The organism is Pseudomonas sp. C2B4 (assembly GCF_013359695.1).
GTDB lineage: Bacteria > Pseudomonadota > Gammaproteobacteria > Pseudomonadales > Pseudomonadaceae > Aquipseudomonas.
In genome coordinates this window covers 1-14,677 of the sequence record NZ_JABFMU010000040.1, presented here as the reverse complement: position 1 = coordinate 14,677, position 14,677 = coordinate 1, and the positions used below count along the sequence as shown (strand labels likewise).

General features: G+C 60.6%; 11 protein-coding genes. 6 read left to right on the top strand and 5 right to left on the bottom strand.

What is annotated here, in order from left to right; translation table 11 throughout:
• A complete protein-coding gene (locus HNQ83_RS21865; RefSeq protein WP_175390861.1) occupies positions 1 to 3,567 on the top strand; it encodes a transporter substrate-binding domain-containing protein in 3,567 nt (1,188 codons plus the stop codon).
• Between the two features lie 104 nt (positions 3,568 to 3,671).
• On the top strand, positions 3,672 to 5,840 hold the full coding sequence (locus HNQ83_RS21860; protein ID WP_175390860.1) for an autotransporter outer membrane beta-barrel domain-containing protein: 2,169 nt from the start codon (positions 3,672 to 3,674) through the stop codon (positions 5,838 to 5,840).
• 345 nt (positions 5,841 to 6,185) lie between these two features.
• Here HNQ83_RS21860 and HNQ83_RS21855 read toward each other — a convergent pair whose 3' ends face one another.
• Positions 6,186 to 6,749, bottom strand: coding sequence for a DUF4174 domain-containing protein (locus HNQ83_RS21855; protein ID WP_175390859.1), 564 nt, complete (start codon positions 6,747 to 6,749; stop codon positions 6,186 to 6,188).
• Positions 6,750 to 6,930: 181 nt separating this feature from the next.
• Between HNQ83_RS21855 and HNQ83_RS21850 the strand changes: the two genes are divergently transcribed.
• Positions 6,931 to 7,299, top strand: coding sequence for a VOC family protein (locus HNQ83_RS21850; protein WP_175390858.1), 369 nt, complete (start codon positions 6,931 to 6,933; stop codon positions 7,297 to 7,299).
• Between the two features lie 34 nt (positions 7,300 to 7,333).
• Here HNQ83_RS21850 and HNQ83_RS21845 read toward each other — a convergent pair whose 3' ends face one another.
• The gene (locus HNQ83_RS21845; protein ID WP_175390857.1) at positions 7,334 to 8,119 is read right to left on the bottom strand and encodes a sulfite exporter TauE/SafE family protein; all 786 of its coding nucleotides are present in this window, start codon (positions 8,117 to 8,119) and stop codon (positions 7,334 to 7,336) included.
• A gap of 216 nt (positions 8,120 to 8,335) precedes the next feature.
• A complete protein-coding gene (locus tag HNQ83_RS21840; RefSeq protein ID WP_175390856.1) occupies positions 8,336 to 9,085 on the bottom strand; it encodes a hypothetical protein in 750 nt (249 codons plus the stop codon).
• A 175-nt stretch (positions 9,086 to 9,260) separates the two neighbouring features.
• On the opposite strand from HNQ83_RS21840, the gene HNQ83_RS21835 reads away from it, so the two are divergent.
• A complete protein-coding gene (locus HNQ83_RS21835) occupies positions 9,261 to 10,082 on the top strand; it encodes an aldo/keto reductase (protein WP_175390855.1) in 822 nt (273 codons plus the stop codon).
• Between the two features lie 27 nt (positions 10,083 to 10,109).
• Positions 10,110 to 10,580: a DUF1810 domain-containing protein gene (locus HNQ83_RS21830; RefSeq protein ID WP_175390854.1), complete on the top strand. Its 471-nt coding sequence runs from the start codon at positions 10,110 to 10,112 to the stop codon at positions 10,578 to 10,580.
• Here the strand turns inward: HNQ83_RS21830 and HNQ83_RS21825 are convergent.
• Positions 10,545 to 12,905, bottom strand: a complete 2,361-nt coding sequence (locus HNQ83_RS21825; protein ID WP_175390853.1) for a DNA polymerase II — start codon at positions 12,903 to 12,905, stop codon at positions 10,545 to 10,547. The genes HNQ83_RS21830 and HNQ83_RS21825 overlap by 36 nt on opposite strands.
• 316 nt (positions 12,906 to 13,221) lie before the next feature.
• Between HNQ83_RS21825 and HNQ83_RS21820 the strand changes: the two genes are divergently transcribed.
• Entirely contained in the window at positions 13,222 to 13,662 is a 441-nt protein-coding gene (locus HNQ83_RS21820) for a CBS domain-containing protein (protein WP_175390852.1), read from the top strand.
• A 128-nt stretch (positions 13,663 to 13,790) separates the two neighbouring features.
• Here HNQ83_RS21820 and HNQ83_RS21815 read toward each other — a convergent pair whose 3' ends face one another.
• Positions 13,791 to 14,414 (bottom strand): glutathione S-transferase family protein, encoded by a 624-nt coding sequence (locus HNQ83_RS21815; RefSeq protein WP_175390851.1) that lies wholly within the window; start codon positions 14,412 to 14,414, stop codon positions 13,791 to 13,793.
• Positions 14,415 to 14,677: the final 263 nt, after the last annotated feature.

Sequence of the window (14,677 nt, the reverse complement as noted above, 5' to 3'; positions counted from 1 at the left end):
ATGACCACGATTTCTCGAATGCTGCTGGGCCTGCTGTTGCTCCTGTCATTGCCGGCGCCCGCCGAAACCCTGTCTTTGCTCAGCCGTGCCGCCGACAGCAGCATTGCCCTGACGCTCAATACCTCGCAACGCCAATGGCTCGCGGATAAAGCCGTGTTGCGCGTTGGCGTGTACCTGCCCGACCGACCGCCGCTGGACCTGACCGCCAGTCACAAGGATTACGAAGGCTTGTCGGCTGATTACCTGGATGTCCTGGCCCGGGGGCTGGGCGTTCGCCTACAGGTGGAACGCTTTGCCAGCCAGGAACAGGCCCTGGCCGCCCTGCAGCACAATGAAGTGGATCTGGTGCCGCGGATCAATCACCTGGAGGCAAACCATGCCGATCTGTTGATGAGCGCCCCCTACGCCTACGACCAGGCCGTTTTGGTCAGCCGATTCGGCACCCACTGGCCAGATAAACGGCCACCGTCGGGCACCACAGTATTGTTCGATCCCGACTGGATTTCACAGGAGCGCGTGAGCGCCCTGTTTCCAGAGCTGACCGTAAAGCCGGTGCTCTCGACCATGCAAGGGCTCGGGTTGGTGGCCTATGGCGAAGGCACCGTGTTGCTGACTGACGCCATTTCCGCGCAGTACATGCTGGACCGCAACTATCAACAGAGCCTGAAGCAGATGATCCAGCGCGACTCCGAAGGGTTGGGCTTCAGCTTTGCCGTCCGGCTTCAGGATAACCAGCTGCGCACCTTGCTCAACAATGCCCTGTCCAGGATTTCACCCCAGGAACACGCCGCGATCGCCCGCCGCTGGGGCATCGGTGACAACCCGAAACTGGGTTATAACCGGCTGCAACTGACGCCGTCGGAACAGCAATGGATCAAGGATCATCCGTACATCGATGTGCTGGCCAACGACCTGTACTCGCCCTTCAGTTTCTTCAATGCCGACGGGCAGCTGCGGGGCATGGCGGCTGATGTGCTGGAAGCGATCAACGATCGCACGGGGCTGGTTTTCCGCCCGGTCAATATTACCTCTGTCGACGCCATGGTCAGCCGGGTGCAGCGTGACCCGGCGAGCATCATTGGTGCGCTGACGTACAGCGAACACCGTGAGGCCAGCCTGGCGTTCACCCGCCCTTACGTGATGAACCCCTTCGTGCTGGCAACCCGCGTCCAGCCCGAACACACGGGCCTGACCGGTCTGAAAGGCCAGCGCGTGGCGATCATAAAGGGTTCGCCTGCCGCCAATTGGCTGGAGCGTGAGTGGCCGGACATTCAACGGGTGGAGGTCGACGCCCCCATCGAATCCTACGAATTGCTCGCCGAAGGTAGCGTAGAAGGCGTCATTCAGCCGCAACTGGGCGCTTCTTACCTGATCGACCGCTTTTTCCGTGGCCGCCTGCAAATCGATTCGGTGATCGGTGCCCAACCTGCGCTGGTCAGTTTCGCGACCGGCCATCAAAACACCGAACTGATGTCGATCCTCAACAAAGCATTGCTCGACATCAGTCCCGACCAGCTCACCGACCTGGCCACTCGCTGGCAGGACCCGCAGGAAAGCCAGGGTGGCTGGAATGCCTACAAAAACTGGTTCTACCGGGCGGTGCTGGGGTTGGGGGTGGTGGTACTGGCCTTTCTGGCCTGGAACCTGGGGCTGCGCCGGCAGATCGCCGAACGGCAGAAGGCGCAAAAAGCCTTGAACGACCAACTGGTGTTCATGAAGGTGTTGGTCGATGGCACGCCACATCCCATCTACGTACGCGACCGCCAGGGCCTGCTGCTGACCTGCAACCGTGCCTATCTGCAAACCATGCAAGTCAGTCTCAATCATGTGTTGAACAAGAGCCTGATCGAAGCGGACATCCTGCTCCTGGACGACGCCCGCAGTTACAACCGCATCCACCGCGCCACCCTCGCCAGTGGCGAACCGTCCTTCGATAACTTCACCATGACGGTCAACGACAGGACCTACCACATCTATCACTGGGCCCTGCCCTATCGTGATTCCGATGGCACCATGACCGGTGTCATCGGCGGCTGGATCGACCTGACCGAACAGCAACACCTGCAACACGCCCTGCACCAGGCCAAAGACCTGGCAGAAGCGGCCAGCCGCGGCAAGAGTCACTTCCTGGCGGTGATGAGCCATGAAATCCGCACACCGATGAGCGCGCTGATTGGTGTGCTCGAATTGCTGCGTGACCAGCGTCCCGACAGCGAGCTGATCGACATCGCGCAGAAGTCCGCGGGCGGCATGATGGAGCTGATCGGCGAAATTCTCGACCTGTCGAAAATCGAGTCGGGAAAGTTCGAGTTGCGCAGTGGCGCCTGTCATCCCGTGCGCCTGGTCACCACCGTCATCGAGGGTTTCGCCAGCCTCGCCCAACAGAAAAACGTGGCGCTGACCTTCGTCAATCACGGACCGGACATTGCCGTGGACCTGGACTCGCTGCGGTTCCGGCAGATCGTGTCCAACCTGATCAGCAACGCCATCAAGTTCACCCCGCAGGGCACGGTCAGTGTCGAGCTGACGCTTGCCCCCGAGAACGAACCCACCCTGCTGAACCTGCACGTGCGGGATACCGGCATCGGCATGACCGGGCAGCAGCGCGAGCGCCTGTTCCAGCCGTATACGCAGTTCGGATCGAGCGATACCGAAGTGCAGATCGGTACCGGCCTGGGCCTGGCGATCTGTCAGCAACTGACGCAACTGATGGGCGGGCGGTTGACCTGTGTCAGCGAACCGGGACAGGGTTCAAGTTTCACACTGACGCTGGATGTGGCCGCGATGACCGAGGACGAAGCCACGCCATCGCTCGAGCCTGAACAGGTCTGGACCCTGCCCGAGCGCACCATCCTGATTGTCGAGGATCACGAGTTCAATCGCGTGGTGCTGCAACGGCAGCTGGAATCCCTGGGCATGCGGGTGCGCTGCGCGGAGAACGGCGTGGAAGGCTTGCGCCTGTGGCAGCAGGAAACGTTCGATTACGTCATTACCGACAGCAATATGCCGCAGATGAGTGGCGAGCAGATGGCCCGTCGCATGAGAGAAATCGAAGCCCGTGAAGGGCGAACCGTCACCCACATCGTCGGCTTGACGGCCAATGCCCAGCCGCAGGAAGTCCAACGTTGCATCGAAGCGGGCATGAACGACTGCCTGTTCAAACCGGTGACGCGCCCGGCCCTCGAACGCTACCTGCACCAGGCTGAGCAGGTCGGGCAGGACACGACCGCCTGCTTCGATATCAACAAGGTCCAGGAAATCACCGATGGCGATGAGGCGATGACGCGGCAGTTACTCGCCACCGTGCTGCGCACCAATCAGGAGGACTTCGATGCGCTGCAACAACTGCACGCGGCCGGTGACCTGGTGGCGGTCAAACGTCGTTGCCACAAGATCCTCGGCAGTGCGCGGATCATCCACGCAATGCCGTTGATCGGCGCTTGCGAACAGCTCGAACAGGGGTGCGAAGCTCAAGCGCCAAGCCACGAACTGGCCCGATTGGTGGAGGCCTTTACCCTGCAAATGACCTGCCTTCAGGACAGCATTCGGGCCAGCATCATCCCCTAGCCTTGTAGGAAGTTTCCCACAAGAAATTAGGAAACCGCCGCGTTACCCACATCACCCCCAACCGGAGAATTCGCGCCACTTTCCCATCCAGACGGTGGCTCCAAATGATCAAGGTTGGTTTGCGGTTATCGCGTGTATCGGTTTCAAGCGCCTTGCTGCTGTTGGGTGCTGCGCCTGGTGCGTCGTTCGCGGACAGTTGCGACACGATCAGTTGCCAAACGACCTCCGAAACCAACCTGGTGGTCAATGACAACAGCACGGTGAACATCGGCACCGGCGGGACGATCGTCAACAGTACGGTGAGCTACGGCCACATCAATATCTATGATTTGGGAGCATCGGTCGGTACCGAGGTCCACAACACCGGATGGCTGCAAATCAATGACAACGCGTCCGCCCAGGACAGCATTGTGAATGGTGGCCAGATGGTCGTAGTGGGTTCGGCCACAGCCGTCGGCACCCTGGTCAACCGTGGTTTTTTCGATGCTTCGGAAAACGCGACCGTCAGCAACACCCGGCTCGAGGGCGGTGCGATGTTTGTCTCCATGCAAGCGCAGGCTCGCAACACCAGCGTCAACAATAGCGAGATGAATGTCTTCGGCGACGCCCTTGCCGACCACACGACCGTGAATAATGGCGGCCTTATGTCGGTGTTCGACAGTGCGTCCATCAGCGATACCGTGGTCAATCAGGGCGGCCAACTGGATATCGAGGCGGGCACCGTCGTGCACAACACGACCGTCAATCAGGGCGGCCTCATGGTCATGGGTGATCAGGCCCAAGCCAGTGAAACCACGATCAATCAGGGGGGATCGCTGCAACTCAAGGGTGATGCGATCCTCGGCTTCAACACCCACGTCGACGGCAACGTCAGCTTCGCCGACCCGGCGGTCAACGGCTTCCACACCCTGACAATCAAAGGCCCGCTGACCGGCAACGGCAGCTTCCTGATGAACACTGACCTCGCCGCGCTGCAAGGTGACCTGCTCAAGGTACAGGGCCCGGTCAGCGACACGCATACGCTGGTGGTCGCCGATTCGGGTAACGCGCCCAGTGGCGCACTGCAGAGACTGCTGCTGGTGGACGGCAATGGCGGCAGCGGCAGCTTCAACCTCCATGGCCAGACCGTGGATGCCGGCGCCTATCGCTATCAGTTGCAGCAGCAAGGTGACGATTGGTACCTGGCCAATCTCGCCGAAGTCGAGCAGCCAGAAGGCACGAATGAAACACAAGAGCCGGTTGATCCAGCCGATCCGGTGGCGCCGGTGGACCCGGTGGACCCGGTGGCTCCGGTTTTTCCTGTGGCGCCTGCTGAGCCGGACAACCCTGTGCAGCCACCGCGCCGTCCTCAAGCTGAAACCCTGAGCAAGGGCGCCAACGCAGCGGTCGCCAGTCAGGCCGCCAGTGCGGCCTTGATCGGCGCCCAGATGAGCGCCACCGTCGACCATTTCGGCGACCTGCGCTCGGGCAAGGATCAGGGTGGTCTGTGGACCCGTGGCTATGGCGCCGAACAGCGCCTGGACACCGGCAGCAGCCGCGCTTTCCAGCAACAGATCAATGGCATGGAGATCGGTGCAGACAAGGCCCTGCCCTTCGCCGACGGCACGCTCTACGTCGGTGGACTGGTTGGCCAGGGTCAGGGCCGGCAGGATTTCGGCGAAGCCAGCAAAGGCACGATCGACAGCATGACGCTCGGCGGCTATGCCAGTTACCTGGACCGCAGTGGCCTGTATGTCGATGGCGCACTGAAGTACAGCCGCCTGGACAATGACATCAACATCACCAGCAATCTCGGCGACAAGGTCAAGGCGCATTACAAAAACCATGCGGTGAGCGCGGACGTGCAGGTCGGCAAGCACATCGACCTGGGTCAGGGCTGGTTCGTCGAGCCTCAAGCGGGACTGCAAGTGGCACGTATCAGCGAAGGCCGCTACACCGCCAGCAACGGTTTGAGTGTCGAACAGGATGCAATGATGTCGGTGCAAAGCCGTGTCGGTGGTGTGGTTGGGCGCGACCTGCAACTGGGCAAGGGTGTCACGGTAAAACCGTACGCCAAGGCCACCTGGATCACCGAACACGCCGGTGACAGCCACGTGATGGTCAGTGGGGCGAAACTGGACAGTAGCTTGCCGGGATCACGGGGCGAGATCGGTGGCGGAGTGATGGTGACGGCGGCCGAGAAGCACAACGTCTACGTCGAAGGCGCCTACACCAAGGGCAGCGACATCGAACAGCCGTGGGCAGTGACGGTGGGGTATCGCTACAACTGGTAAACAGGCTGGCGCTAAAAAACAATGTGGGAGCGAGCCTGCTCGCGAATGCGGTATATCAGTCAATACCTATGGCGACTGACCTGACGCCTTCGCGAGCAGGCTCGCTCCCACAGGTACATCATTCGCAGCAAAGGTCGTGCATCAAATCAATCATCCGGCTGCTCAGGCGGGTTTTGTGGGGTATCGCTACAACTGGTAAACAGGCTGGCGCTAAAAAACAATGTCGGAGCGAGCCTGCTCGCGAATGCGGTGTATCAGTCAATACCTATGGCGACTGACCTGACGCCTTCGCGAGCAGGCTCGCTCCCACAGGTACATCATTCGACACAAAAGCCGGGCATCAAATCAATCATCCGGCTGCTCAGGCGGCTTGGCGGGCTTCGCCGGTTTGGCGGGTTTGCCGTTTTTGGCGCCCTTGGCCGGAGCGGCTTCCGCGGCCACCGGTGGCGGTGTTGGCACAACCGCTTCCTTCTCGGTCGCCGGCAGGGCGTCGACGGTGTCGAAGATTTTTTTCAGGTCGACCGTCTTCGATTCCTCCCCCGAACTTTCGAGTTTCTTCTCGCCGTCCTTGCCCACGAGAATCACTTTCGGCAACGCGCCGGCTCCCAGTTTCAATGCACGGATCAAGGCCATGGTGTCCTGCTGGCCGAGATCCTTGCCGTCGAGTTGGCCGGACATGTTCAGCACGCTGTACACCCTGATGTTGCGCTCGGTCAGCCCCTGCTTGTTGGCCGGCTCTTCCATGGATTGTTTCAGGTTTCTCCAGACGGGATCTGCGGTACTCGGCGCGATGACAATCAGTGGTCGAGCCCTGCCCCTGTCGATATCCAGCGGTGAATCGCCATCGGCGGCGAACAGGGGGCCGGCAATCGCCAGCAGGGTAGCCAGGGTCAGTGACCTGATGAGCATGCGCATCTCCTTTTGATATCCACGCTCTACTGATTGCGCATTGCGGCGTTCGTTCCGGTGACGCTTCGCAAATGTGTCTCGCCTTGACCCAAGCTTAGGTCAGGGCAGTCAATGCGCAACAGGCTGGGCTAATCTGAAAACATCACAAAGCAGTTGCCTGATCCCGCGCGAGGCCCCTTCCATGAGCGTCCGGCTGAACCACACCATTGTCTGGTGCCGCGACAAACACCGGTCGGCACATTTTCTGGTCGAAGTGCTCGGTCTGTCCGCCCCGGAACCCTTCGGGCCGATGCTGATCGTGCGGTTCGACAATCATGTGTCGCTGGACTTCTACGACAACGACCCACCGATTGCCTCGCAGCACTACGCGTTTTTGCTCGATGACAATGCTTTCGACCATGCATTCGCACGCCTGGAGGCGCGCGGGCAGCCGTGGTGGGCCGATCCGGGCAAACAGCGGCCGAAGCAGATCAATGATTACGCGGGGGGACGGCGGGTGTATTTCGATGACCCGGACGGGCATCTGTTGGAAATATTCACCCGCGAATGAAGTCGGCGTTACGCCTTTCTTACTTCAGCGCAACTTAGAACGCCAATTTGTACCCGATCAATACCAGCATCGTGGCCAGGCAAGGACGCAACAACTCATCGGAGACGCGCCCGGTCAGGTGGCTGCCCAGGTAAATCCCCGGCAACGAACCCACCAGCAAGTAACCCAGTACGTGCCAATCCATATTGCCCATGCTCGCATGGCCAAGGCCGGCGACCAGCGTCAGGGGTACCGCGTGCGCGATTTCCGTGCCCACCAGTCGGCGGGTCGGCAGCATCGGATAGAGGATGAACAACGCGACAGTACCCAGGGCCCCGGCGCCGATGGAGGTCAGCGCCACCATAGTGCCCAGCACCAGGCCGGTAATCACTGTCAGCACATTCAAACGCAGGCCAGTGGGGTTGTAGTGGCCACCGGCACGTTTGTGGGCGAAATCGAGCAGGCGTTTCTTGAACAGGATCGCCAGCGCCGTGGCAAAGAGGACGAAGCCCAGGGCCTGTTTGATGATGGCGTTCATCGCATCGGGCGCTTCGTTCAGACTGCTCAGGAACCACAGCGTCATCGCCACCGCCGGCACACTGCCGAGGGTCAGCCAACCGGTAATCGCCCAGTCGATGTTTTTGTTCTTTCTGTGAACCAGCACACCACTGGATTTGGTGATGGCCGCGTACAACAGGTCGGTGCCGACGGCGGTGGCCGGGTTAATGCCGAACCAGAGCAGGATGGGGGTCATCAACGATCCGCCACCCACGCCCGTCATGCCGACAATGAAGCCGACGACCAGCCCGGCAACGACCAACCCGATGTTCACTAAATCCATTAATACGCCCACATAGACCGCAGGGAAATTTCAGGCCCGCAGCATAGCGATTTTTCTTATAACTACATATATCGATGCGATCTATCTTTATACCCAACACACACTTGACCCTGTGGGAGCGAGCCTGCTCGCGAAGGCGTAATGTCAGTCGCTTCAAATGTTGACTGACACCCCCTCTTCGCGAGCAGGCTCGCTCCCACAGGGAAATTGGCGCTGCTACTGCACTGGGAGGAAATTCAGAAACAGCAAACTCTGCGCATAATTCAAGCCGATCCGCCGATAGCGCTCATCCAGCATCTGGGTCAGCAGGTCCAGCCGGGCAACGATCTTCCCGAACTCCACGGCAAAACTCAGGTTGCTGCCCTCCTCCGAGATCTCATTGGAGAACAGCAGGGGCTGGCCCTCCTTGTTCTGCCGCTGGCTCAAGATCCAGGTGGCGATTTCGATGTTGCGCGCGGCGTTGCTGACGAAGGTCGGGTTGATCGCATCCGTCATGTAAAACTCCAGGCGATTGCCGTGGGCGGTGACCAGCATGCTGCCAATGGCATAGATGAACGCGCCGACCCGGTCACCGAGAAATTCCGGGCTCATGGCGAAGCGCAGCGCCGCCAGGTCTTTTTTACCGCCCAGGGTGGGCAGCGGCTGTTGCTGTTCGATCGCCATGCGCACTTGCTTGCCCGCGGTGCGGGCGTCGAGGAAACCGGATTTTTTCAACTCGTCCGGATTACGCAGGTAGAGCTTGTTCATCAGCACATAGAGGCTGTCGAGGTTGTCGCGCATGGTCAGGGTGGCCATGCGGTCGACGCTGGTTTGCAGGAATTCCTGGGGTTTGCCTTCGCGCAACTGGGTGAACAGGCCATTGCCGTCCTGGTGGCTGCAGCCGGTGGCGAGGCACATGAACAGGCCGCTCAGCAGCAGGCGACAGCGACGCAAATGGGGGGAATCGAAGGGTAACGCTCGAGCCATGGGTTCTTGAACTTGGGCATGGGCCTGCGGTGGGGATCGCCGCGGGCTGGCCAAGGGTAGAGCCATCGTTTGCAAAAAAGTGCAGTGTCGGCGGCAAGCAATCGATCACCGGCAGGAACCTCGGGGGCTATGCTGTTGCCCATCACACATGATTGGGTCATCAAAGGAGGTATCAATGCGCACTGTGGAATTGGCCGGTATCAACGTGCCAGCCATCGGCCAGGGCACCTGGCAAATGGGCGAAGACCGATCCCGCCACAACGAGGAAGTCGCCGCCCTGCGCCTGGGTATCGAGTTGGGCATGACCCTGATCGACACCGCCGAAATGTATGCCGAAGGCGGCGCCGAGGAGGTCGTGGCGCAAGCCATCGCCGGTCAGCGCGACAAGGTGTTCCTGGTCAGCAAGGTCTACCCGCACAACGCCAGTCGCAAGGGCATCCCCGAGGCCTGCGAACGCAGCCTTCGCCGGCTCGACACCGATTACATCGATATGTACCTGCTGCACTGGCGCGGCCAGTACCCACTGGAAGAAACCGTCGACGCCTTCGAACGCCTGCGCGAAGCCGGCAAGATCGGCCGTTGGGGTGTGTCCAATTTTGACGTCGATGATCTGCTGGAACTGGACGCCCCGGCCTGCGCCACCAATCAGGTGCTCTACAACCTGGAGGAACGCGGGATAGAATTTGATTTACTGCCCTGGTGCCAGCAGCACAGGATGCCCGTCATGGCCTATTGTCCGATTGGCCAGGGAGGGCAGATGTTGGCCAATGCCATACTCAAGCAGGTAGCCAGCCGTCATGGCGTGACGCCTGCCCAGGTTTCGCTGGCCTGGCTACTGCGCCAGAATGGCGTGATCGCCATTCCCAAGGCAGTTCGCCCCGAGCATGTGCAACTCAACGCCCAAGCCGCCGGACTGCAGCTTGAAACCGGGGATCTGGAGGCGCTGGACCAAGCGTTTCACGCGCCCAAACGCAAGCAGCGGCTGGCCATGGTCTGAGCCATCACGCTGCCAGAGGGCTTCGCCATGAGAAGCACCGATCAATCGGACGCCTTTAACCTGCAGCGCTTTATCCAGGCGCAAGACCCGGTGTTCGACCGGGTCCAGGCCGAACTGAACGCCGGTCACAAGCGCAGCCACTGGATGTGGTTCGTGTTTCCACAATTCGCCGGCCTGGGTGACAGCGAAATGTCCCGGCGCTATGCGATCCGCTCCCGGGAAGAGGCCCAGGCCTACCTTGATCACCCTGTGCTCGGTGCCCGGTTGCGCACGTGCACCCATGAAGTGCTGAACATCCAGCAGCGTTCGGTGGCGGCGATTTTCGGCCATCCGGACGACCTGAAATTTCATTCGTCGATGACGCTGTTTGCCGAGGTCGCTCCCGAAAACAGTCCGTTTCATCAAGCCTTGAACCAGTACTTCCATGGCATCCTGGACGACTGGACATTGTCGCTGATGGACTCAAAACAGGCCCAGTTGCCCCCCAATCAGGGTTGAGAAATCATCGTCGACAAACGGCAGGATCGCGTCCGCCACCGGTTGCAGTTGTTTGCTGATGTAGTGGTCGTAGTCGATGGGCGCCGTGCGGATTTCCAGCGGTTCGGGGCCGGCGGCGGTGATCACGTAACTGATCCAGCCACCGTTCTGGTACTGACGCGGACGGCCCTGACTGTCGTTGTAATCGTCCGCGATGCGTGCCGCCCGAACGTGCGGCGGGACGTTGCGCTGGTAGTCGTCGAGGGTACGGCGCAGGCGCTTGCGATAAATCAGGCGCTCGTCGAACTCGCCCGCCAGGGTCTTGGCCACGTAGTCGCGCACGTAGTCCTGATAGGGCTTGCGTTGAAAGATCCGCAGGTACAGCTCCTGCTGGAATTGCCGGGCCAGCGGCGACCAATCGGTCCGCACCGTTTCCAGGCCTTTGTAGACCATCTCGTCAGTGCCATCGGCACGGGTGACCAACCCCGCATAACGCTTCTTGCTGCCCTCCTCCGCGCCGCGAATGGTCGGCATCAGAAAGCGCTTGTAGTGGGTTTCGTACTGCAACTCCAGGGCACTCTCCAGGCCGTACTCTTCACGCACGTGGTCTCGCCACCACTGGTTGACGTAGCCCACCAGTGCCTGGCCAATCTGCGCCGCTTCCTGTTGGCCATGGGCGCGACGCAGCCAGACGAAGGTAGAGTCGGTGTCGCCATATATCACCGTGTGCCCCTGGGCTTCGATCAACTGGCGGGTGCGCAGCATGATTTCGTGGCCGCGCAAGGTAATGGACGACGCCAGGCGCGTGTCGAAGAAGCGGCAACCGCTGGAACCGAGTACGCCGTAGAACGCGTTCATGATGATCTTCAGCGCCTGGGACAACGGCGCGTTGTGCTCGCGCTTGGCGGTTTCCCGGCCTTCGGCAACCCTGGCGACGATGGACGGCAGGCAATGACGGGTACGGGAAAACCGCGCCCCGCGAAAACCCGGCACCGAATCGGCATCGTCAGGATGTTTGAGCCCCTCGATCAGGCCCACCGGGTCGATGAGAAACGTGCGGATGATCGAGGGGTAGAGGCTTTTGTAGTCGAACACCAGCACCGATTCGTACAGGCCCGGTTGCGAGTCCATGACAAAACCGCCGGGGCTGGCTTGCGGTGGTTTGCCGCCCAGATTGGGGGCGACGAAGCCCTGGCGATGCATCAAGGGCATGTAGAGATGGGTGAACGCCGCCACCGAGCCGCCCATGCGGTCCACCGGCAAACCGGTGACGCTGGATCGCTCCAGCAAAAACTTCAGTAGCTCGGTCTTGGCGAAGATCCGCGTGACCAGCTCGCAGTCCTTGAGGTTGTACTTGGCCAGCGCCGGTTTGTCCTCGGCGAACATGCGGTTGATTTCGTCCATGCGCTGGTAAGGGTTGTCGATTGACTTGCCTTCGCCGAGCAGGGTTTGCGCGACGTTTTCCAGGCTGAATGACGGGAAACTCCAGGTCGCCGAACGCAGGGCTTCGATGCCGTCGATGATCAGCCGGCCGGCGGCGGACGCGAAGTAATGGTTGCCGCTGCCGTGTTCGCGCCACTGCATTTCCTCGCCGCCGCGTCCCAGTTTCAACGGCACGCCCAGACGCCGGGCGTGCTCGTGCAACACCCGAAGGTCGAACTGCACGACGTTCCAGCCGATGAGGGCGTCGGGGTCATGTCGGGCGAACCAGTCGTTGAGCCTTTTCAGCAGCACGGTGCGCGACTCGCAGTACTCGAGCTGGAAATCTACCGCGCTGTCGTCGCCATTGGCCGGGCCGAGCATGTACACCTGACGCTCGCCACAGCCCTCCAGGGCAATGGAGTACAAATCGCCCTGGGCGGTGGTTTCGATGTCCAGGGACACCAGCCTGAGGTTCGGCCGGTAGTCGGGGTCGGGTTTCATCTGCGCATCGAGCAGCAGGCCATCGGCCCCCGGTGTGCCGCCAAAGCGCACCGGTGCGGTGATGAAGCGCTCCATCAGGTAGCGCTCCGGCGGACGCACGTCGGCTTCGTACACGTCGACGCCGGCCCGGCGCAGACTGGTTTCCAGGCGCATCAATTGGCCGTGCTGTCGGCAATACAGGCCGACGACCTGCCGGTGTTCGAAATCCTGCAGGGCCAGGGGCTTGAGCTCGACGTTCTTTTCGTCATGCAACAACGCCTCGGCCTGCTCGCGCTGGCAAGCCGGGATGAACGCCACCGACGGCTGATAAGGCAGACGGAGGCGCCGGGGACCGCTGTCGGTTGCCAGCCAGAACTCGACTTCCGTACCCGCCGGGGTATCGCGCCAATGCCGGGTCAGGACGAAGCCCTGGGGTAAATCCACCACTGCAAACCTCGGAGTTGATTCAGGGTGTTGATTCTACGCGCTCAATGAGACCTGGATGCGATCTCTGTGGGAGCGAGCCTGCTCGCGAAGGCGGTGTGTCAACCAATACAAGTGCCGACTGACCCACCGCATTCGCGAGCAGGCTCGCTCCCACATTGGATATGTGGTGTGTCGGTAACCGCGTCCAGGTGAAGTTTGAAGAGGAAAAACCACCAAATGACGTTTTTTGCGCATTATCCGACGCTTTCGCTCTTGCCCTGCGCGCTTGGGTCTACGATTCTTCAAGGACAACGACAACACCCGGGAAACCGCCATGAAAACCGTCGCGCAACTGCTCAAGTTGAAAGATCAGAAAAACCAGGAAGTGCACCAGATCAAACCTGATCACATGGTGCTGGAAGCGCTGATGAAGATGGCCGAAAAGAACGTCGGTGCCTTGCTGGTGGTGGATAACGACCAGGTGCTGGGCATCATCAGTGAACGCGACTATGCGCGCAAACTGGTACTGCACGGGCGCTCTTCGGTGGGCACGCCGGTGCGCGACATCATGGTCTCCCCAGTGATTACCGTGGACACCCACCAGACTGTCGATACCTGCCTGGGCATCATGTCCGACAAACGCCTGCGTCACCTGCCGGTAGTGGAAGACGGCAAGCTGATCGGCCTGCTGTCGATCGGTGACCTGGTCAAGGAAGCCATCGCCGAACAGGCAGAGTTGATTCGCCAGCTGGAGCAGTACATTCGCGGCGAGTAACTGGAAATCACCACACATCCCTGTGGGAGCGAGCCTGCTCGCGAAAGCGGTGTGTCAGTCGCCGCATGCATTGGCTGATACACCGTATTCGCGAGCAGGCTCGCTCCCACAGGGAAGATTTTCAGTGTTCAGGAGGGCCAGTGCCGGGCAAAGACCGGGGCCAATATCGGATGGCGGTCGATGCGTTCCAGCCAGGCGAAAAAGCCCGGCCGGGTGTTGCGCAGATGCTCCCGGGTCCCTGCCCAACGTGTAATCACCGCCGCCAGTACATCCAGAGCGCCAGGCCTCTCGTCGTCCAGATACAACTCTGCCGAAAACTGATCGGCAAACACTTCCCAACTCCAGTGCAGCCGCGCGCGACTGCCCGCGATCAGGTTTTTGCGCGAAGCGTCATCCGCCTCGGCCAGCCAGCGTTCCGGGTAATCGATGACGCCGATGGCGGCGTAGCAATTACTGACAATGTAGACCAGGCCGCGTATGGCCTGATCGCGGTCGGCAGGGTTGTCCGGCAGCAGTTTCGACTCGGGAAACGTCAGCCCCAGGTGAATCAGGATGGCCGCGCTCTCGGTCAGGATGCTGCCGTCAGGCAACTGCAGGGTCGGGATCTGCTTGAGGGGATTGAGCTTGCGCAGATCCTGGGCGGCTTCCGCGGACGACTCGACATCGATGAAGCGAAACGCAACCCCGCACAGCACAAGGGCAGCCTCAATCGCCGCGGCGCCAGAGTTTTGATAACCGTAGAGCTGATACATACACCTCTCCTTGCGATGGCTCGCGCCAGCTAACCAGTGTAGAACCCGCCACCGACCGCGCCCCAGCGATCCGACGACTGCATCATCAAACCCGCAAGGGGTGAGTCGCCCGGTCTATCAATCCCGTCGATGTTCGCAATCACCTCAATCAAGTTCTCTTAAAAATCCTGCGGCGTAACATCTGCTCCATACCAACCCATTACACCCCGGAGCACACGATCATGAAACGCCAAACCCTTCTCAGCATCGCTTTCTCGGTTTTC

Bases quoted from the DNA above. Each gene is read 5' to 3' on its own strand.
- HNQ83_RS21865 (WP_175390861.1), top strand. From the start codon at position 1: ATGACCACGATTTCTCGAATGCTGCTGGGCCTGCTGTTGCTCCTGTCA.
- HNQ83_RS21860 (WP_175390860.1), top strand. From the start codon at position 3,672: ATGATCAAGGTTGGTTTGCGGTTATCGCGTGTATCGGTTTCAAGCGCC.
- HNQ83_RS21855 (WP_175390859.1), bottom strand. From the start codon at position 6,749: ATGCTCATCAGGTCACTGACCCTGGCTACCCTGCTGGCGATTGCCGGC.
- HNQ83_RS21850 (WP_175390858.1), top strand. From the start codon at position 6,931: ATGAGCGTCCGGCTGAACCACACCATTGTCTGGTGCCGCGACAAACAC.
- HNQ83_RS21845 (WP_175390857.1), bottom strand. From the start codon at position 8,119: ATGGATTTAGTGAACATCGGGTTGGTCGTTGCCGGGCTGGTCGTCGGC.
- HNQ83_RS21840 (WP_175390856.1), bottom strand. From the start codon at position 9,085: ATGGCTCGAGCGTTACCCTTCGATTCCCCCCATTTGCGTCGCTGTCGC.
- HNQ83_RS21835 (WP_175390855.1), top strand. From the start codon at position 9,261: ATGCGCACTGTGGAATTGGCCGGTATCAACGTGCCAGCCATCGGCCAG.
- HNQ83_RS21830 (WP_175390854.1), top strand. From the start codon at position 10,110: ATGAGAAGCACCGATCAATCGGACGCCTTTAACCTGCAGCGCTTTATC.
- HNQ83_RS21820 (WP_175390852.1), top strand. From the start codon at position 13,222: ATGAAAACCGTCGCGCAACTGCTCAAGTTGAAAGATCAGAAAAACCAG.
- HNQ83_RS21815 (WP_175390851.1), bottom strand. From the start codon at position 14,414: ATGTATCAGCTCTACGGTTATCAAAACTCTGGCGCCGCGGCGATTGAG.